This is a genomic window from Pseudomonas sp. LB1P83 (genome assembly GCF_054897885.1).
The window spans coordinates 3,153,408-3,171,679 of sequence record NZ_CM142709.1 but is presented as its reverse complement, the minus strand read 5'-3'; the positions used below and the strand labels follow the sequence as shown (position 1 = coordinate 3,171,679).

Below are 18,272 nucleotides of genomic sequence, written 5' to 3'. Positions count from 1 at the left end.
GGAGCAGGACCGGAGCGAGGGCATGCCGAGCCTAGGCGAGGCACCGAACGTCAGGGGCAAGAGCCCTTGGTTACTTGGGGCTCTTCCAAGTGACCCGCCGTAAGGGCGGAACCAATAGAAGCCGCTACCGCAGAAACGGATATGCCCCCAATTCAGGATCCCCGCAAAAAAAACCAACCCCGGGAATGAAGCTTTTGTGACAAAAGTTCGGTAGCACATCGCCAGTCCGGTCATGCCTATGTGACGCGCTTGAGGGGGCCGAAAGGCCACTTTTTTAAGCCGAGGCGGGACGCCGGGAGTGAGGCAATGGGGACTATGGAACGCTACTCGAAAGTGGGCATGCAGGAACTCGATCAACGCCTGTCGAAGATCGTCGAAGCCGCGCGCAAGAAGCCGGTTTCGGTCTATCGCTACGGCGCGCCATGGGTCTGGATCGTGTCGCAGGATGACTGGCAGGGCGCTTTGAAGGAAGTGTCCAGCTACATCCCGCCGGGCCATTCACTGGTGCTGCTGCGCCCACAAATCGATGACCTGCTCGACGATCATCGCGACGTTCTGCACAGCCTCAACGCCGAGTCAGGGATGCTCATTGCCCCGCAAACCGTCATGCACATCCTGCTGTTGCAGTTGCTCTATTCAGTGCCCAGCGAGCAGCAGTTGTACGAACAGCTCAATTACAACCTGCTGTTCCGCTGGTTCGTCGGCCTGGACCTGAATCAGAAGGTCTGGAGCTTCAACGTATTGAGCCGCGACATCGCCACGCTTCTGAACAATCCGCGGGCGGTGCAGGTGATTCAGAAAATCATTGGCGAAGTGTTCTGCGGTGCCTTGCTGCAAATGCCCGAGTTCTCGTTGAACTTTGCGCTGCTGCACACCTGGCTGGGCAAACACGCTGCGACATCGACAGCAAGCAATTGAGTGGGCCAAACGCTGGGCAAACAGCGACGGTCATTTCGAATTCAGGGGGTGGTGTGGAGCATCTTTTCAAGTCACGGCTGGCGCTGTGGAGCTGGCTGCTGGTGGCGGCTGGCGCGCAGCCGGCATTCGCCGAAGACGCGGCGGCGCCGACCAGGCTGGTAGACGTGAACGAGTATTTCGTGCGCGGCAATACCGTGCTCGATGCACGGGCGATCGAAGAAGCGGTGTATCCGTTTCTCGGCCCGCAAAAGGCCTTGAGCGATATCGAAGGCGCCCGCGAGGCGTTGCAGAAAGCGTATCAGGCTCGCGGTTATCAGTCGGTGTTCGTCGAGTTGCCAGAGCAGAAAGTCGACGATGGCATCGTCTACCTGCAAGTCAGCGAAACCAAGGTCGGACGGGTGCGCGTGGTCGGTGCCAAACACTATTCGCCGCTGGACATTCGTGAAGAGGTGCCGGCGCTGAAGGAAGGCGAGGTGCCGGATTTCAGCAAGGTCCAGAGCGAACTGGCGCAACTCAACAAAACGCCGGGTCGGCAAGTCATGCCGTTGGTGCGTGAAGGTCAACGCCCGGGAACCATGGACGTCGACTTGCAGGTCGAGGACCAGAATCCGTGGCAGGCCAGCGTGGGTCTGAACAATGATTACAGCGCCGACACCGAGAAGCTGCGCGCCGTCACCAGCCTGGGCTACAACAACCTCTGGCAGCTCGGGCACAGTATTTCGCTGACGTACTTCACCGCCCCCCAGGACACCGACAACGCCAAGGTCTGGTCCGGTTCCTACACCGCGCCGCTCAGTGAACGGTGGAGTGTGCAGCTGTCCGGTTATCAGTCCGACAGTAACGTCGCCACCATCGGCGGCAGCAACGTGCTGGGCAAGGGGCACTCCTATGGGATCTCGGCGATTTACACCTTGCCATCGAGCGGCAACTGGTCGAACTCGCTGTCGGCCGGGGTCGACTTCAAGGACTTCGACGAACGCCTGACGCTGTCCGGCGAGAGTGACAAGGTACCGCTTCAATATGCGCCGTTCACCTTCGCCTACAACGGCTTTCGCTACACCGAAAACTCACAGTTGGGACTTGGCCTGAGCCTCGTGGCCGGCACGCGCAGTCTGTTTGGCTATGGCAGCTCCGACGAAGACTTCGACTACAAGCGCTACCGTTCCAACCCGAGTTTCGCCGTGCTCAAGGGCGACAGCAATTACACCTACACCTTCGCCAATGACTGGCAGAGCGCATCCAAGATCGCGTTCCAACTGGCCTCCGGGCCGTTGGTTTCCAACGAGCAATTCTCCGCCGGCGGTGCGACCTCGGTGCGCGGCTATCTGGCCGCCGAGCGTACCGGCGACGACGGCTACCTGCTGAGCCAGGAGCTACGCACGCCGTCCCTCGCCAAGTACCTGGGCAGTTACGTCCAGGAATGGCGTTTGTATGCCTTCGCCGAAGGCGCCCAGTTGTACCTGCGTGACGAGCTCCCCGATCAGGACGCGGATTACGCCCTGGCCAGTGTCGGCCTGGGCACCCGCGCGAGCTTGAGCAAATGGCTTTCCGGCAGCCTGGATTGGGGCTACCCGCTACTCGAAGGGCCGAATACCTCGAAACAGGAATCGCGCCTGCATTTCAACCTGCAAGCGACATTCTGACCCCTACACGGAGTAACTCTTCATGCAGCGCTTATTCATCACCTTCCTGATTTGCCTGGGCTTCGTACTCCCGGCCACCGCCCAGGCGTGGTGGCAGGACGACTGGCATTACCGCAAACAGATTTCGGTGGACACCACGCCCCAGGGCGCGGCGATCAACCAGGCGCTGGGACGTACCGCGCTGCTGGTGCGCCTGCACACCGGCAACTTCACCTTCGACGGCGTCAAGGAAGACGGTTCGGACCTGCGCTTCGTCGCCGCCGATGACAAGACTGTGCTCAACCACCAGATCGAAAGCTTCGATCCGCTGATGGGCATGGCGCTGATTTGGGTCGACGTACCGAAAGTCGAGGGTGGCCAGCGTCAGGACCTCTGGATGTATTACGGCAACCAGAAAGCCCCGGCCACCGGCAACGGCCAGCTGACGTTCGACCCCAATTACACCGCGCTCTACCACTTCGATGGCGCCAATGGCACTCCGGCCAGAGACACCACGGCTTATGGCAACACTGCGCAAAGCGCCACGGGTGCGAGCCTCGACGGCGTCATCGGCCGTGCCTTGCAGTGGAACGGTCAACCCTTGCTCTTGCCCGCCAGTCCGTCGTTGCAACACAACGCGGGCAGTGCATTCACCTTCAGTGCCTGGTTACGTCTGGATCAGGCCAATGGCGAGCAACTGGTGCTGGCCCGCCGCGAAGGCGCGAACAGCCTGTTGCTGGGGTTGAACCAAGGCATGCCGTTTGTGGAAATCGACGGTCAACGCGCGGTGTCCACTCAACCGCTGAACCCAGGCCAATGGCAGCACCTGGCGCTGACCGCTGAAGGCAGCAAGGTCTCGCTGTACGTCAACGGTCGCGAAACCGCGAGCCTTGCGGTGGCAATGCCAGCCTTCAATTCGGCCATGGCCATCGGCGCCGACCTGTCCGCCAGCGCTTATTTGCCCTTCAACGGCGCCATGGATGAACTGCGCCTGTCCAAGATCGCCCGGCCTGCCGCACAGTTGCAGGCAGATGCGAATTCCCAGGGCGCCGAGTCAAAACTGGTGGCCTACGGCGTCGATGAAGAACAGTCGGGTTATGGCTTCGGCAGCCTCGGCTTTCTGCTCAACGCGGTACCGATCGACGCGTGGGTGATCATCGCCGTGCTGGTGCTGATGATGTTCCAGTCGTGGGTCATCATGATCCGCAAAAACCGCATGGTCAGTCGCGTCAGCGCCGCTAATGAAAGCTTTCGCGAGCAGTTCGCGAAGGTCGGTACGCGCCTGGAAATGTTTGCCGACAACCAGGAACTCGCCCAGCGTCTTCAGTATTCCTCGCTGTGGCGTTTGTATCAGGTCGCGGTGAAGGAAATCCGCACCCGCCGTGAGCAGGGCGCCGACACCTCATCGGTCTCGGCGGCGACCATCGAAGCCATCCGTTGCTCGATGGACGGGGTACGCACCCGGGAAAACCAGGCGCTCAGCGCCAAACTCTCGACGTTGTCCAACGCTATTGCCGGTGGGCCTTACATCGGCCTGCTTGGCACCGTGCTGGGGATCATGGTGGTGTTCCTCGGCACGGCCATGGCCGGCGACGTCAACATCAACGCCATCGCGCCGGGCATGGCTGCGGCATTGCTGGCCACGGCCATGGGCCTGTTCGTCGCGATCCCGGCGCTGTTTGGCTACAACCGCCTGATCACGCGCAACAAGGAAGTCAGCGCCGACATGCGGGTGTTCGTCGATGAGTTCATCACCCGCCTGGCGGAGATGCACGGTGAAAGCCAGTTCAGCGAAGCGGCTCATCGCCGTGGCAATCAAACCCCATCGTCCGTACCGGCCTGAGGAGCATCGACATGGCTTCCGTAAATGCCTCCCATGATGACGACGATGACGCCGCGGTGGACAGCATCAACATCACGCCCCTGGTGGACGTGCTGATGGTAGTGCTGGTGATGTTCATCCTCACCGCCACGGCGCAGGTTTCAGGCATCCAGATCAACTTGCCCAAGGCCAGTGCCTCGGTGTCGCTGTCCGAAGCCAAGACCAAGGCGATTTCGGTCAACGACGGCGGGCAGGTGTTCCTCGATGCCTACCCGGTGACCCTGGCGGAACTTGAAGATCGCTTGCGCATCGAGAAGGCGCAGAACCCCGATTTTCCCGTGATTGTGCGCGGCGACGCTACGGTGCAGTACCAGAAAGTCATCGAAGTGCTGGACCTGTTGCGCCGGCTTGAACTGTCCCAGGTCGGTCTCGTGACCGGCAAACCGACCCAGGGCTGACCATGACTGCACAACTCCCAATCCGCCCGTCGCCCGTCAAACCCTCACGCCTGCGTTTTGTGAAATGGGGCGCAGGCCTGCTGCTGGGTGCCGTGGCTGCCTGGTTGCTCTGGCAATGGGCCAACGACATGAGCGGTGTGCGCCGGGAAGCGCCGAAGGTGCCGACGATTATCCCGTTGCCGCCACCGCCACCGCCGCCGCCGGAAAAACCACCGGAACCCGAGACGCCCGTGGAAGAAAAAATGGTCGAGCCCGAACCGACGCCCGAGCCTGAGGAGGTCAAGCCCGAAGAAGAGGCGCCACCGAGCCCGGTCGACGATCTGGCCAATCCGATGCAGATGGATGGCGATGCACAGTCCGGCAACGACGCCTTCAACATCGGCGCGGGCAAAGGCGGCGGCATGGCTGGCGCGGGCGGCGGACGGTTGGGCAATGGCACGTACAGCCAGTTTCTGGCGTTCACCTTCCAGCGTTTGCTGCGCGAGAACCCGGACCTGCGCAACCTGGCTTTTTCGCTGCAGGCCGATGTCTGGCTGAGCAGCGTCGGCGAGATCACCCGGGTCGAGTTGGTGAAGTCCAGCGGCAACCCCGAGGTGGACACTCAGGTGATCGCCGCACTGCGCAGCGCACCGCATTTAACCGAGCGGCCTCCGGCCTCCATGACTTTGCCTGTGCGCCTGTCCCTGCAAGGGCGGCGTCCGGGTTAACCGAATATTTCAAGTGTTGCCAAAAGGAGTTGTGTGCAGATGATTTCCAACGTGAATCGATTGTCCCTGGCAGTCGGCATGGTGCTGGTGACCCTGGCCGGCCACGGGTTGGCAGCCCCTGCGCCCTCGGAAAATGCCACGGTCAATCTGATCCGCTTGCTGGTCGAGCAGGGCATATTGAAGCAGGACAAGGCCGACGCGCTGATCGCCCAGGCCCAGAACGAAGCAGTGCAGGCCCGCCAGGCGGCGAGTGCGTCCACCGTTGTCGCTGCCGGTCCGGTCGCGGCACCGGGTGACGTACGGGTGCAATACGTGCCGGCGGCGGTTCGCGATCAGATCCGCGATCAGGTCAAGGCCGAGGTCATGGCCACGGCCAAACAGGAAAACTGGGCGCAACCCAACACCTTTCCGGACTGGATCTCGCGCATCAGTTTTGACGGCGATATTCGCCTGCGTGACGAATCGCGCTACTACTCGGGGACCAACAGCAACGAAATCGTCGACTTCGCCAAACTCAACAACAACGGCCCTTACGACGTGAACCCCAACAGCAGCACCAACCTGCCGCCGTTGCTCAACACCCGCGAAGACCGCGAAAACCTGTTCCGCCTGCGGGCCCGCCTGGGCATGAAAGCGGTGATTTCGCCAGAATGGACCGCCGGCATTCGCATCGGCACCGGTTCCGACAACAACCCGGTGTCCACCACCCAGACCCTCGGCGGTGGTTTAGCCAAGAAAGACATCTGGCTTGATCAGGGGTACTTGAACTGGAAACCGTCCGATCAGTTGACCCTGACCGGCGGGCGCTTTGCCAATCCCTTCCTGTCCACCGACATGCTCTATTCCAACGACCTGAATTTCGACGGTGTGGCGGCGATCTTCGACCACAAGCTCAACCGCGACTGGGGCGTATTCGGCACCGTCGGCGCGTTCCCGGTGGAATACACCAACGACACCAGCAGCAGTAACGGCTTCGACAAGGAAGAGAGCGACAACAAGTGGCTGTACGGCGCGCAGATTGGCGCCAAATGGGCGATCAACAGCAGCAACCGCTTGAAGGGTGCACTGGCTTACTACCGTTTCGACGATATCGAAGGCCAACGCTCCAGCCCTTGCGAACCGTGGGCCGGTGCCCCGGGCTGCGACACCGATGGCACGCGCTCGGCCTTCATGCAAAAGGGCAACAGCGTATTCCTGCTGCGCGACATCACGCCCAATCCGCTCAACCCGGCCACCACGGCGCAGCCGCAATTCGTCGGCCTGGCCTCGGAGTTCAACCTGTTGGACCTGAACGCGATATGGGACGTCGATTTACCGCAGGACTTCAAGTTGCGCAGCCAGGGCAACTACATCCACAACCTCGGCTATGACGAAGGCGACATGCGCAAGCGCTCGGCCGGACAGATCGTCAACAACCTCGACAGTGACGGCAATATCGAAAGTGGCGCCAATGCCTGGATGGTCCAGTTCACCCTCGGCAGCGAACTGGAGCTGAAGAAGCAGGGCGACTGGAATTTCTTCGCTGGCTACAAATACATCCAGCCCGACGCATTGCCGGACGGCTTTAACGACTCGTCGTTCCACTTGGGCGGCACCAACGCCAAGGGCTACTTCCTGGGCGGCAACTACGGCCTGGCCAAGAACGTGGTCGCCACCGGTCGCTGGTTGAGTTCCGAAGCGGTGTACGGCGCGCCGTTCGACATCGATGTCTTGCAGCTTGAAATCAACACGCGCTTCTAAGGCGCAGGGAGGGCTTCATGAAATCAACATTCCTGCTGCTTGCACTGGGGCTGATGATGGCTCAGGGCGCGAGTGCCGAAGGCATGGAGGAGCGTCTGCGCACTCAGTTGCGCAGCACCACTCAACAACTGCAAGCCTTGCAAAGCCAACAGGCTCAGGCCAGCGCCGCGCAACTGGCGGCGCAAGGCGAGGCCAAGGCAGCACAGGCGCAAATCAAGCAATTGACGGCCGACCTGGCCAAGGTCAAAGGCGTGGCAGAGCAGTTGGCCGGCCAGCATGACAGCCTGCAAAGCCAGGCTCAGGCGCAAGCGGCGGCCAGCAGCGAGCAAATCGGCAAGTTCAAGAAGGCTTACGAAGAACTGTTGGTGATGGCCCGTGGCAAAGAGGCCGAACGAGCGAGGCTTCAGGTTCAACTGGCTGAACGTGACACACAAATGCAGCAATGTTCAGTCAAAAATCAGCAGATGTATGGCGTGGCCAAAGAGATTCTTGCGGCCTACGAAAAAATCGACGTCGCCGAAGTGATGAAGATTCGCCAGCCGTTCGCCGGCGGGGCAAGGGTCAAGTTCGAAGAATTGGCCCAGGGCTTTGGCGACGAACTCTACAAGACACAATTCGACGCGCCTCAAGCCGCGATCGCTCACTGATCACCAGGGAAGAACATCACATGACGCAATTGACCACCCACGTATCGCCGCTGTCCCTCACCGAGGTCCTGCAAGCGGCCGGTTATCGGGTCAACCAGACCGAACAAAACGACATCGTGCAGCTGCTCAGCGCCAGTCAGGGCATCGGCTATGCCGTGCGCTTCGGCAACCCGGCGGTTGAGCCGGGCCAATACGTCGACTTCACGTTCAGCTGTGCCTTGCGGGTGCAGGGCGAATTACCGGCCGGGCTGGCAGAGCTTTGGAATGCCTCGCGCCGTTTTGCCCGGTTGTCGGTACAAGGCGAGTTTCTGGTGATGGAAATGGACGTCGTGGTCGCCGCCGGGGTCAGCGCCGATCATCTGCGGGGCAATCTCGAACTCTGGGATCGTTTGCTGCAGGAGTTCATCGTGTATCTGCGCGAGTACAGCCAGAACGCCGCACAGATGCAAGCCGAGGCCGAGCCCGCCGGCGTGTCGGTGCAAGAGGTCGCAGCCCTGTGAAAAAACGTACGGTAGTGGTCAGTGCAAGCGCATTGGCCGTGCTGGTGGTTGCCGTGGCACTGGGACTGCGACCGGGTAACGACCCGGTCGCGGCCCAGCAGTCTGCGCCCTCCGTGCTGACGACGAATGAACCTGCGGTGGCGCGCCTGGGCAATCAAAGGGTGACACCCGAAGAACTCAAAGCGGTACTCGCCACATTGCCACCCGAATCCCGGGAGCAACTACGGGCCAATCGCGCTGCGCTGGAAAGCTGGATTCGTTCACGACTGGCCGAGAAAGCCGTGCTTGAACAGGCCGATGCCCAGGGCTGGAGCCAGCGCCCCGAGGTGGAACGACAAACCCGCGCAGCCACCGAGCAAATCATCTTTCGTGATTATTTGCAGTCGGTCAGCCAAGTGCCCGCCGATTACCCCAGTGCCGCGCAATTGCAGCAGGCCTACGAGGCAGGCAAATCGGGCTGGATGACGCCGCCGATGTACCGCGTCAGCCAGATTTTCCTCGGTGTTTCCGATGCGCAGAACCTTGAAGGCGTGCGCAAGCAAGCGTTGGAGTTAAGCAAAAAAGCCCAGGCGGCTCCCGCGGAGTTTGCGGCCTTGGCCACACAGTATTCCCAGGATCGAGCCAGCGCCGAGAAGGGCGGCGACACCGGTCTGCAACCGTTGCAGCAACTGGTGCCGGAGGTGCGCGGTGCCGTGTCGCGACTCAAGCCGGGTGCCGTGTCGGAGCCGATACAGAGCGCCGCCGGTTTTCATGTGATCAAACTCACCGAGCAGCAACCGGCACGCGTCGCCACCCTGGATGAAGTGCGCGAGCGCCTGACCGAGGCATTGCGGGCCCAGCGTCAGGAGCAAATCGCCAAGGCGTATCTGGAAGGAATGCTCAATACCGCAACGCTGAGCATTGATGGCGCCGTGCTGAACAAGGTACTGGAGGAAAAACAATAGCGCTCGGGCGCATTCCTCTGTGGGAGCTGTCTTGCTCCCGTAGGGGATGGGCTGAATATTCAAAAAACAAAGATCGACAGGGAGTCATCGATGTCATTTATAGAACCCACAGGACGCCAGGGTGTAGCCGATTACCGATCCTCCGGCGTGAAGTCCGATTCCTGGTTGGCGCTGGCAACGGGAATTGATGCCGAGGTGGCGCAATATTTTATGGTCAGCGCCCGTTGTGCCTGTTTCATGCAGGCTGCGCGCAGCCTCAATGTGCGGGCAAGCCTGTTGCGCAAACACTTGGCGCAGCTGGAAGATCAGCTGCAACGAACGCTGTTCAAGTTCAAGGGCAGTGCGCTGACCCTCAGTCGAGACGGCCAGCTGTTGCAGGCGCAGTTGATCGCTCTGGTGCACGAGCGCAAATTGCCGGTCATTGAGCAGCCCTTGGTCAGGTTGGCCGTGGCCGAGTCGATTCTGCACGACATCCTGGGCCGCGATCTGGTCTCGCTGTTGCGACGCAATGCCAGCGTGCGCCTGGATATCGTCTCCCTCGACAGCGAACTTTCACTGCAAGCGATCAGTGCCGATGTGGTGCTGTGGCTGGCCGGCATCGACTCACCCCTGCCGGGGCCGAGTTTCGCCATCAGCGAGCCTCAGCGTCTGGCGCGACTGGATTATCTGCCACACATCGCTAAACGTTATTCGCGAGTAACGGCCCGGCCCGACAGCCTCGATGACCTGGCCGACTTCATGTTGGTGCAATGGCAGCCTGACCGTCAGGTCGAGAGTTTTCGGCCGTGGAACGGTGTGGTCGATCAGCGCCTGGCCGGCGTGGTGCAGTTGCATTCTTATGAGCTGATGCTGGAGATGATCCGTTGCAGCGCCTGCATCGGTTTGCTGCCCAACTACATGAGCCGGTTCGACCGCGGGCTGATTGCGCTGTCGGGCCTGTTCGACCAACCGATGCAGCGCCAGGTGTGGATGGCGGTCAATGCCGAGTCCACGGGGCAGGCAGAAGTGCAAATGATCGTCGAGCTGATCCACAACACCTTCAATGAGCGGCGAGAGTGGTTCGAAGGCTGAACGCTGTCCCTGTAGGAGTGAGCCTGCTCGCGATAGCGGCGTGCCAAACGACATCAATGCTGAATGGCAGACCGCTATCGTCGGAACGCCGCCCGGAGCAGGCTCACTCCTACAGGGTTTGTCCCGCAATCGGTTTCTGGTCACATCACAAGCCTGCGTTGTAGAGTAAGCGGCCATGTCTGCATCAAGGATGAGTCACCCATGCCCGCCACCGAACCGGCCATCACCCTCGAACGCTTCAGCGAATCCCACATCGACGGCGTCACCGCGCTCTACAACGACCCGGCCATTACCCGTCAGGTGCTGCAAATGCCGTTTCAATCCACCGAGATCTGGCGCCAACGCCTGGCATCGGATAACGAGCGACTGGTGAAACTGGTGGCGCTGCATCAGGGCGTGGTCATCGGCAACGTTGGCCTGGAACAGTTCTCGCGGATCCGCCGCAGCCACGCCGGCAATCTCGGCATGGCTGTCGCGGTGGCGTGGCAGGGCAAAGGTGTGGGTTCAAAACTGCTGGCGGCGGCGCTGGACGTCGCCGACAACTGGATGAACCTGCAAAGGGTCGAGCTTTCGGTGTACGCCGACAACGAAGCGGCCATCGAACTCTACCGCAAGTTCGGCTTCGAAACCGAAGGCCTGTTCCGCGACTACGCCGTGCGGGATGGCCGCCTGGTCGATACCCTGAGCATGGCGCGCCTGCGTCGCACGCCCAGGTCTGACTGACTCAGTCGCCCAACGCGAACGCCACCGCCGCCTGCGCATGCAGTTCGGTGGTGTCGAGCAAGGGCAGGGCGCTGTGCCCGGGTTTGATCAGCAGGCCGATTTCGGTGCAGCCGAGAATAATTGCCTGAGCGCCTCGCACCGTCAGCGACTCGATGACCTGTTGATACACCTTGCGCGACGCCTCGCTGATCACCCCGACGCACAACTCGTCATAGATGATCCGGTGCACGGCGTTGCGTTCGTTGGCGTCCGGCACCAAAACCGTCAAGCCCATCGCGCTCAGGCGATCCTTGAGAAAGTCCTGTTCCATGGTGAAGGCAGTCCCGAGCAAACCGACCTTCAGTGCACCGGCATCTACGGCAGCTTGAGCGGTCGGATCGGCGATGTGCAAAAACGGAATAGTGATTGCTGCCTGAATCTGCCCGGCCACCTTGTGCATGGTGTTGGTACACAGCACCACGCACTCGGCACCGCCGGCTTCCAACCGTCGCGCCGCCTCCACCAGAATCGCCGCCGCATCGTCCCAGCGACCCGCATGCTGGGCCTGTTCGACAGGGCCGAAGTCGACGCTGTACATGAGCAATTTCGCCGAACGCAACGGCCCGAGCCGGTCGCGAACCTGTTGGTTGATGAGGCGGTAATACTCGGCGCTGGACTCCCAGCTCATGCCGCCGATAAGGCCGATGGTGCGCATTGGATTTCCTCAGGCTATGGCCTGTGCTGACAGATCAGGCCTGAGAGGGAGTTTCCATATGTTCGATGGCGGGCACCAGCGGCAAATCAACTGTAATGCTCATATTGCGTTGAAGTGTCATGGTGCTTTTTCGGGCAAGGGATAATCCCCTGAAAGTAACCGCTCGTCGTTACCATCCACCGTTAAAAGATGCTCACACGTCAGCTTTGTCGTACGCCGGCGGCTGGCATCTGCCATGATTGATTTCCGCAGCACCGCTTCAACCAAAGGAACACCGCAATGGACGACGTACAGCAACTGGGCGAAATGCTTCGCCACTACGCAGAAAGCGAAGCGCACAAGAAGCAAGTGTTTGAGTCGCAATCGGCCGTGTGGACGACGCGCATCGGTGAACTGTTCGATCAGATCCAGCAATGGCTGGAACCGGTCCAGATGCCGAATCTGCTGGAGGTGAGTCGCGAGGCGTATGTCGCTTCAGGGCCGAGCGTTCCGGTCGAGACGTCGACGTTCAAGACCGAGAAACTGGGCATTGTCATCGCCGGTAAACCGGTGGAGTTCGTGCCGGATGTGATGGGTGTCGGTGGTCAGATTTCGTTGGCGGTGATGGGGTTGACGGCCGCGCGCTATGGCAGCATTTCGCTGGTGTGCCTGCCACCGTCGACCAACTGGCAATGGCGCAAGACCAATGGTTTGAAGGACCCTGATACGTTTGCGTTCGATGCAAATTTCCTGGCGCAGCAGTTGCAGAGCCTTATTCCCCGCGAGCGCGGCTGATCTCAGCACTGACACAAAACCCTGTAGGAGTGAGCCTGCTCGCGATTGCGGTTTAGCATTCAACATTTATGTTGGCTGGAACACCGCTATCGCGAGCAGGCTCACTCCTACAATGGATTTATGGTGTGATCAGATTTCGAGGTTGCCCCAACCGGGTTTGGCCTCTTCCGGCGCAACCGCTTTTACGGTCTTGCCCGTCGCCAACTCCACCCGCCGCGCCACCTCGGGGTCATCGGCAAATGGAATCAGGCTGGCATCCTCTAGGCTCTCAGCCGTCTGATGTTTCAAGCAATACTCGATCGCCAGCCAAAACCCCACGACCCCAAACAGATTCAGCACAATCTCGGTCATCTTTAGCTCCTCGCCTCAGGCAATCTGCGCTTCAAGCTCGGCCATCGCCACGTCCGAAACCCGCACGGTGCGCCAGGTGTTGTACGCCATCAGCAACATCCCGCTGAGGAAGAACACGCCGCCGGCAAAGCGCACCACGAACCCTGGATGACTGGCCTGCAACGCCTCGACAAACGAATAGGTCAGCGTGCCGTCGTCATTGATCGCACGCCACATCAACCCTTGGGTGATGCCGTTGACCCACATCGAGGCGATGTACAACACCGTGCCGATGGTCGCCAGCCAGAAGTGCAGGTTGATCAGTGGCGTGCTGAACATCTGCTCGCGGCCGAAGACTTTCGGGACCATGTGGTAGATGGCGCCAAACGTGATCATCGCCACCCAACCGAGGGCGCCTGCGTGGACGTGGCCGATGGTCCAGTCGGTGTAGTGGGAGAGGGCGTTGACCGTTTTGATCGCCATCATCGGCCCTTCGAACGTCGACATCCCGTAGAAGGCCAGCGACAGCACCAGAAAGCGCAGGATCGGGTCGGTGCGCAACTTATGCCAGGCCCCCGAGAGCGTCATCATGCCGTTGATCATTCCGCCCCAGCTCGGCGCCAGCAGGATCAGCGACATCGCCATCCCCAGTGACTGCGCCCAGTCCGGCAATGCGGTGTAGTGCAAGTGGTGCGGGCCGGCCCAGATGTACAGGGTGATCAGCGCCCAGAAATGCACGATCGACAGACGATAGGAATACACCGGCCGCCCGACTTGTTTTGGCACGAAGTAATACATCATCCCGAGGAACCCGGTGGTCAGGAAAAAGCCCACGGCGTTGTGCCCGTACCACCACTGGACCATCGCGTCGGTGGCCCCGGAATACACCGGGTAGGACTTGAACCAGTCCACTGGAATCGACAGGTGATTGACCACGTGCAGCATTGCGATCACCAAGATGAACGCGCCAAAGAACCAGTTGCCGACATAGATATGTTTGGTCTTGCGCTGCACCACAGTGGTGAAGAAGACGATGGCGTAAGCCACCCACACCACGGTCATCCACACCGCGCCGGAGAATTCGATCTCGGCATATTCCTTGGTGGTGGTGTAGCCCAGCGGCAGTGTGATCAGCATCACCACAATCACCGATTGCCAGCCCCAGAAGGTGAACGCGGCCAGTTTGTCGGAGTACAGCCGCACCTGACACGTACGCTGCACCGCGTAGTAACTGGCGGCGAATTGCGCGCTGCCGGCAAAGCCGAAAATCACCAGGCTGGTGTGCAGCGGGCGCAAGCGGCCGAAGGTGGTCCACGGCAGGTCGAGGTTCATCTCGGGCCACACCAGTTGCGAGGCGATCCATACCCCCATCGCCATTCCCACGACACCCCATACGATGGTTGCCACGACGAATTGGCGGACGACCTTGTAGTTATAGGCCTGTCCGATTGTTGCTGTGCTCATGGTCAATGCTTCCACGGTTGCAAAGTCTTGCCAGGCCACCCGGACTGGCATGGCGTCAACTGTAGAAACCCTGCCGGAAACAAAACAGACTCAGAAAAGTTGAGTTTATGCGGATCAGATACAAGGCCTGCCTGCGGTGATCTGACGCAGCCTGATACGGTTTTTTAGTACTCAGGTGAATCTGTAACGCACTGCGCTGCAGGTTCATAGTCCCCATCACAAGCACCGCCACCCCCGTAGCAGCTGCCTCGCGGTGCTCGACAGCTGCTACAGGGGATGCAGCGCGTGCGATCCACCCTGATGAGGTAGCCACATGTATCAGTACGATGACTATGACCGGGCCCTGGTCTTCGAACGCGTTGCGCAGTTTCGCGATCAGGTCGAGCGTTTCATGACAGGCGAGTTGAGCGAAGAAGAGTTCCTGCCGTTGCGTTTGCAAAACGGCCTGTACATGCAAAAGCACGCTTACATGCTGCGCGTGGCGATTCCTTACGGCACCCTGAGTGCCAGGCAAATGCGCACGCTGGCGAGCATCGCCCGGGACTACGATCGCGGTTATGGCCACTTCACCACCCGGCAGAACATGCAGTTCAACTGGATCGAACTGGCGCAGGTGCCGGACATTCTCGAACGCCTGGCCCAGGTCGAGATGCACGCAATCCAGACCTCCGGCAACTGCGTGCGCAACATCACCACCGAAGCCTTCGCCGGCGTGGCGGCGGACGAGCTGATGGACCCGCGCCCGCTGGCCGAGATCCTGCGCCAGTGGTCGACCATCAACCCGGAATTCCTGTTCCTGCCACGCAAGTTCAAGATCGCCATCTGCTCGGCGGAGCAGGACCGCGCCGCCATCATGATGCATGACATTGGACTCTATCTTTATCGCGATGACAGCGGACAGATGCTGTTGCGGGTCATAGTGGGCGGCGGGCTGGGGCGCACGCCGATTCTTGGTTTGCAGATCCGCGAGGGCTTGCCCTGGCAACATTTGCTGTCCTATGTCGAGGCGGTGCTGCGGGTCTACAACCGCCACGGTCGACGCGACAACAAATACAAGGCGCGGATCAAGATTCTGGTCAAGGCCTTGGGCATCGAAGCGTTCGCGAGGGAAGTGGAGGAAGAATGGCAGCACCTCAAGGACGGTCCGGCGCAGTTGACCGATGTCGAATATGAGCGTGTCGCCAGTGCCTTCGTGGCCCCCGACTACCGATCACTGTCCGACACCGACCTGGATTTCGGCACGCGAATGGCCGAGAGTCCGGCCTTCGCGCGCTGGGTCACACGCAATGTCCAGCCGCACAAGGTCGCGGGTTACACCAGCGTCGTGCTGTCGACCAAACCGGGCTTCGACTCACCGCCGGGGGACGTGACGACCGAGCAGATGACGGCCGTGGCCGAGTGGTCCGAGCAGTTTGGTTTCAGTGAGATTCGCATCGCCCATGAACAGAACATCGTGCTGCCGGATGTGCCAAAGGCTGATCTCTACACGCTGTGGTGCCTGGCCTGCGAGCAGGGCCTGGGCTGCGCCAATATCGGTTTGCTGACTGACATCATCGCGTGCCCCGGTGGCGACTTCTGCGCGCTGGCCAACGCCAAATCCATCCCGATTGCCCAAGCGATCCAAGGCCGTTTCGAGGACCTGGATTACCTCCATGATCTGGGCGACATCAGCCTGAACATCTCCGGCTGCATGAACGCCTGCGGTCACCACCACATCGGCAACATCGGCATTCTGGGGGTCGATAAGAACGGCAGCGAGTGGTACCAGATCACCCTCGGCGGCAGCCAGGGCAAGAACAGCGCCCTGGGCAAGGTCATCGGCCCATCGTTCAGCGCAGCTGAGGTGCCCGAGGTGATCGAGCGGATCATCGCCACGTTCGTCAGTTACCGCGAGAGTGAAGAACTGTTCGTCGACACCTTGCAGCGCATCGGTCTAGAGCCGTTCAAGGAGCAGGTTTATCCCAAGATGCTGGAGGTCTCGGCATGAACAATCTGCTGCGGCTGGAGGAGGGTGTGCCGCGGGTTGTGGCTGACGATCCGTGGGTGCTGGTGCGGGAACTGGAGGGTGAGTTACCGGCCGGGCCGCTGATATTGCCGTTGATTCGCTGGCTTGAAGCGCCGGCACAGCATGCGGTCTGGCTGGGGCCGGATGATGAGGTGGAAAGCCTCAAACCGTGGTTTGACTCATTGGCGCTGATTGCCCTGGATTTTCCGAGTTTTCGCGACGGTCGCGGTTACAGCCAGGCGTACCTGCTGCGCACTCGGTTGGGCTGGACGGGAGAGTTGCGCGCGGTCGGTGATGTGCTGCGCGATCAGCTCAGCCACATGCGCCAATGCGGTTTCGACAGCTTTGCGGTACGCGACGACAAATCCGCTGAGGACGCGCTGAAGGGATTGGCCGGGATGAGTGTGTTGTACGGGCGTTCGGTGATTGAACCTCGGCCGTTGTTCAGACGACGCTGACACACAAGCCCCAACGCTGCTTTTTTGTAGCAGCTGTCGAGCCTGCGAGGCTGCGTTCGGCGACGAAGTCGTCGTGAAATCAAGCGATGCGGTTTACAGGAAAACCGCGTTTGCAGGGTTTACGACGACTTCGTCGCCGAACGCAGCCTCGCAGGCTCGACAGCTGCTACAGGCTCGCTCTTGTGTTTTTGCTTGGGGCGATGATGGCATTTTGGTAGAGTCCGCATTCGAAAGGGAGTCAGTCAAGAAAGGAGTCTGGTTTGAGCGTGGGCAAAAAGATTTTGGGGCTGATTGCGCTGTTGCTGATTGTGGCGCTGTGGGCCAGTTACTTTTATGTGTTCAAGGAAAACCGCGACGGCCAGTTGGGCGGCGCCTTCGACAGTACGGCCTGGTGCGGCACGCCACCGGCCAGCGATGCTGCTGCGCTGGGCAAGGATCAACTGACGCTGCGCATCACCAACACGGTGCGCGGCGAGTTCATGCTCAGCGGTGCCGTAGTGGTGTCCGAACGCACCTTCAACCGCTACGACCTGGGCCGCAACGAACTGCGCCTGCGTCTGGAACCCTTGCAGTGGTCGTACGGCGTCACGCCGATTTTCCTTGAGCAGGTCAAGATCCAGCCGCTGAGCCGCAACCTCGCATCGGCCAGCAAAAGCGCCTACGCCGAACTCGAGCCAAGGCCCATCGGGGTGCAGGGCCGGGCCACGGATTTTCCCTTCGATACCTACCGCTATGGCTACAAACCGGTGCTGTATTACCTCAAGGGCAACGAGCGCATCGACCTGAGGTTCAAAAACATCACCACCCTGATGGAGATGTCGAACACCTTCACGCCGATCCAGAAGTACAACCGAGTCGACTACATCAACGAACGCAACTCGATGATCCGCGATGAAGACTACAAGGCCTATGGCGCCCACGAGTGCGCGTTCAGCGTCGAGCGCAAAGGCTCGTTCAAGGTGATCGTGCTGCTGTCGCTACTGGTGCTGTGCCTGCCGCTGCTGCACGTGTTCTATCGCGATGAACCGGGGATCGATTTTCTCGCCACGCTGGTGGGTATCGGCGCGATTCGGGTCTTGCTGGTGGGGCCGGTGAAGGACTTCCAGCTGTACACCATCGACTTCCTGTTCGCCGGGGTGATTATCCTGGTGGGCACGGTGTCGCTGATCAAGGCGATGCGGGCGAACAGTCGGCGGGAGATGGCGCTTAAAAGCGGCTCATCTTGGTAATTCCACGGTTCGAGTAGCAGCTGCCGAGCAGCGCGAGGCTGCGTTCGGCGACGAAGTCGTCGTAAAACCTGCGAATGCGGTCATCCTGATGCACCGCGCGGTCTGATTTCACGACGACTTCGTCGCCGAACGCAGCCTCGCGCTGCTCGGCAGCTGCTACAAAGCC

General features: G+C 60.5%; 19 protein-coding genes. 15 read left to right on the top strand and 4 right to left on the bottom strand.

Translation table 11 applies throughout. The features are described 5' to 3' along the window. Window positions 1-315 precede the first annotated feature (315 nt). The 11 genes from ACYZTY_RS14565 (at window position 316) to ACYZTY_RS14515 (ending at window position 11,152) form a co-directional block, all read left to right on the top strand. Entirely contained in the window at window positions 316-918 is a 603-nt protein-coding gene (locus tag ACYZTY_RS14565; RefSeq protein ID WP_461959324.1) for a transposase, read from the top strand. Window positions 919-971: 53 nt separating this feature from the next. Beyond that, entirely contained in the window at window positions 972-2,561 is a 1,590-nt protein-coding gene (locus tag ACYZTY_RS14560) for a ShlB/FhaC/HecB family hemolysin secretion/activation protein (RefSeq protein WP_461959096.1), read from the top strand. A gap of 22 nt (window positions 2,562-2,583) precedes the next feature. Then, a complete protein-coding gene (locus tag ACYZTY_RS14555; protein ID WP_461959095.1) occupies window positions 2,584-4,383 on the top strand; it encodes a DUF2341 domain-containing protein in 1,800 nt (599 codons plus the stop codon). Window positions 4,384-4,394: 11 nt separating this feature from the next. Further along, entirely contained in the window at window positions 4,395-4,820 is a 426-nt protein-coding gene (locus ACYZTY_RS14550; RefSeq protein WP_461959094.1) for an ExbD/TolR family protein, read from the top strand. Window positions 4,821-4,822: 2 nt separating this feature from the next. Beyond that, window positions 4,823-5,527, top strand: coding sequence for an energy transducer TonB (locus tag ACYZTY_RS14545; RefSeq protein WP_461959093.1), 705 nt, complete (start codon window positions 4,823-4,825; stop codon window positions 5,525-5,527). A 39-nt stretch (window positions 5,528-5,566) separates the two neighbouring features. Beyond that, the gene (locus ACYZTY_RS14540) at window positions 5,567-7,267 is read left to right on the top strand and encodes a putative porin (protein ID WP_461959092.1); all 1,701 of its coding nucleotides are present in this window, start codon (window positions 5,567-5,569) and stop codon (window positions 7,265-7,267) included. A 17-nt stretch (window positions 7,268-7,284) separates the two neighbouring features. After that, window positions 7,285-7,914 (top strand): DNA repair protein, encoded by a 630-nt coding sequence (locus ACYZTY_RS14535; protein ID WP_461959091.1) that lies wholly within the window; start codon window positions 7,285-7,287, stop codon window positions 7,912-7,914. Between the two features lie 20 nt (window positions 7,915-7,934). Beyond that, complete coding sequence (locus ACYZTY_RS14530) at window positions 7,935-8,414, top strand: YbjN domain-containing protein (RefSeq protein ID WP_461959090.1); 480 nt, start codon at window positions 7,935-7,937, stop codon at window positions 8,412-8,414. Continuing rightward, the gene (locus tag ACYZTY_RS14525) at window positions 8,411-9,358 is read left to right on the top strand and encodes a peptidylprolyl isomerase (RefSeq protein WP_461959089.1); all 948 of its coding nucleotides are present in this window, start codon (window positions 8,411-8,413) and stop codon (window positions 9,356-9,358) included. Before ACYZTY_RS14530 ends, ACYZTY_RS14525 begins: the two co-directional genes overlap by 4 nt. 90 nt (window positions 9,359-9,448) lie before the next feature. Continuing rightward, window positions 9,449-10,429 carry a LysR substrate-binding domain-containing protein gene (locus ACYZTY_RS14520; RefSeq protein WP_461959088.1) on the top strand — a complete coding sequence of 327 codons (981 nt, stop codon included), beginning with the start codon at window positions 9,449-9,451 and terminating at the stop codon, window positions 10,427-10,429. A 201-nt stretch (window positions 10,430-10,630) separates the two neighbouring features. Further along, window positions 10,631-11,152 (top strand): GNAT family N-acetyltransferase, encoded by a 522-nt coding sequence (locus ACYZTY_RS14515; RefSeq protein WP_461959087.1) that lies wholly within the window; start codon window positions 10,631-10,633, stop codon window positions 11,150-11,152. A gap of 1 nt (window position 11,153) precedes the next feature. Here ACYZTY_RS14515 and ACYZTY_RS14510 read toward each other — a convergent pair whose 3' ends face one another. Continuing rightward, window positions 11,154-11,846, bottom strand: coding sequence for an aspartate/glutamate racemase family protein (locus ACYZTY_RS14510; RefSeq protein ID WP_461959086.1), 693 nt, complete (start codon window positions 11,844-11,846; stop codon window positions 11,154-11,156). Between the two features lie 279 nt (window positions 11,847-12,125). Between ACYZTY_RS14510 and ACYZTY_RS14505 the strand changes: the two genes are divergently transcribed. Further along, a complete protein-coding gene (locus tag ACYZTY_RS14505) occupies window positions 12,126-12,620 on the top strand; it encodes a hypothetical protein (protein ID WP_461959085.1) in 495 nt (164 codons plus the stop codon). Window positions 12,621-12,749: 129 nt separating this feature from the next. Here ACYZTY_RS14505 and ACYZTY_RS14500 read toward each other — a convergent pair whose 3' ends face one another. Together ACYZTY_RS14500 and ccoN are read right to left on the bottom strand one after the other, a co-directional pair. Then, window positions 12,750-12,971 (bottom strand): cbb3-type cytochrome c oxidase subunit 3, encoded by a 222-nt coding sequence (locus ACYZTY_RS14500; protein ID WP_461959084.1) that lies wholly within the window; start codon window positions 12,969-12,971, stop codon window positions 12,750-12,752. Window positions 12,972-12,986: 15 nt separating this feature from the next. Continuing rightward, complete coding sequence (gene ccoN / locus ACYZTY_RS14495; RefSeq protein ID WP_461959083.1) at window positions 12,987-14,414, bottom strand: cytochrome-c oxidase, cbb3-type subunit I; 1,428 nt, start codon at window positions 14,412-14,414, stop codon at window positions 12,987-12,989. 313 nt (window positions 14,415-14,727) lie between these two features. Between ccoN and ACYZTY_RS14490 the strand changes: the two genes are divergently transcribed. The 3 genes from ACYZTY_RS14490 to ACYZTY_RS14480 all read left to right on the top strand — a co-directional run bounded on the left by ACYZTY_RS14490 (window position 14,728) and on the right by ACYZTY_RS14480 (window position 18,106). Beyond that, complete coding sequence (locus ACYZTY_RS14490) at window positions 14,728-16,401, top strand: nitrite/sulfite reductase (RefSeq protein WP_461959082.1); 1,674 nt, start codon at window positions 14,728-14,730, stop codon at window positions 16,399-16,401. After that, entirely contained in the window at window positions 16,398-16,877 is a 480-nt protein-coding gene (locus tag ACYZTY_RS14485) for a DUF934 domain-containing protein (protein WP_461959081.1), read from the top strand. The genes ACYZTY_RS14490 and ACYZTY_RS14485 overlap by 4 nt, the downstream gene beginning before the upstream one ends. Window positions 16,878-17,137: 260 nt before the next feature. Next, the gene (locus tag ACYZTY_RS14480; protein ID WP_461959080.1) at window positions 17,138-18,106 is read left to right on the top strand and encodes a hypothetical protein; all 969 of its coding nucleotides are present in this window, start codon (window positions 17,138-17,140) and stop codon (window positions 18,104-18,106) included. On the opposite strand, the gene ACYZTY_RS14475 is transcribed toward ACYZTY_RS14480, so the two are convergent. Then, window positions 18,084-18,218: a hypothetical protein gene (locus ACYZTY_RS14475; RefSeq protein WP_461959079.1), complete on the bottom strand. Its 135-nt coding sequence runs from the start codon at window positions 18,216-18,218 to the stop codon at window positions 18,084-18,086. The two genes, ACYZTY_RS14480 and ACYZTY_RS14475, sit on opposite strands and share 23 nt — an antisense overlap. Window positions 18,219-18,272: the final 54 nt, after the last annotated feature.

Coding starts and splice junctions, on each gene's coding strand:
- ACYZTY_RS14510 (WP_461959086.1), bottom strand. CDS start 11,846: ATGCGCACCATCGGCCTTATCGGCGGCATGAGCTGGGAGTCCAGCGCC.
- ACYZTY_RS14565 (WP_461959324.1), top strand. CDS start 316: ATGGAACGCTACTCGAAAGTGGGCATGCAGGAACTCGATCAACGCCTG.
- ACYZTY_RS14485 (WP_461959081.1), top strand. CDS start 16,398: ATGAACAATCTGCTGCGGCTGGAGGAGGGTGTGCCGCGGGTTGTGGCT.
- ACYZTY_RS14540 (WP_461959092.1), top strand. CDS start 5,567: ATGATTTCCAACGTGAATCGATTGTCCCTGGCAGTCGGCATGGTGCTG.
- ACYZTY_RS14530 (WP_461959090.1), top strand. CDS start 7,935: ATGACGCAATTGACCACCCACGTATCGCCGCTGTCCCTCACCGAGGTC.
- ACYZTY_RS14505 (WP_461959085.1), top strand. CDS start 12,126: ATGGACGACGTACAGCAACTGGGCGAAATGCTTCGCCACTACGCAGAA.
- ACYZTY_RS14515 (WP_461959087.1), top strand. CDS start 10,631: ATGCCCGCCACCGAACCGGCCATCACCCTCGAACGCTTCAGCGAATCC.
- ACYZTY_RS14490 (WP_461959082.1), top strand. CDS start 14,728: ATGTATCAGTACGATGACTATGACCGGGCCCTGGTCTTCGAACGCGTT.
- ACYZTY_RS14500 (WP_461959084.1), bottom strand. CDS start 12,971: ATGACCGAGATTGTGCTGAATCTGTTTGGGGTCGTGGGGTTTTGGCTG.
- ACYZTY_RS14545 (WP_461959093.1), top strand. CDS start 4,823: ATGACTGCACAACTCCCAATCCGCCCGTCGCCCGTCAAACCCTCACGC.
- ACYZTY_RS14535 (WP_461959091.1), top strand. CDS start 7,285: ATGAAATCAACATTCCTGCTGCTTGCACTGGGGCTGATGATGGCTCAG.
- ACYZTY_RS14555 (WP_461959095.1), top strand. CDS start 2,584: ATGCAGCGCTTATTCATCACCTTCCTGATTTGCCTGGGCTTCGTACTC.
- ACYZTY_RS14550 (WP_461959094.1), top strand. CDS start 4,395: ATGGCTTCCGTAAATGCCTCCCATGATGACGACGATGACGCCGCGGTG.
- ACYZTY_RS14520 (WP_461959088.1), top strand. CDS start 9,449: ATGTCATTTATAGAACCCACAGGACGCCAGGGTGTAGCCGATTACCGA.
- ccoN (WP_461959083.1), bottom strand. CDS start 14,414: ATGAGCACAGCAACAATCGGACAGGCCTATAACTACAAGGTCGTCCGC.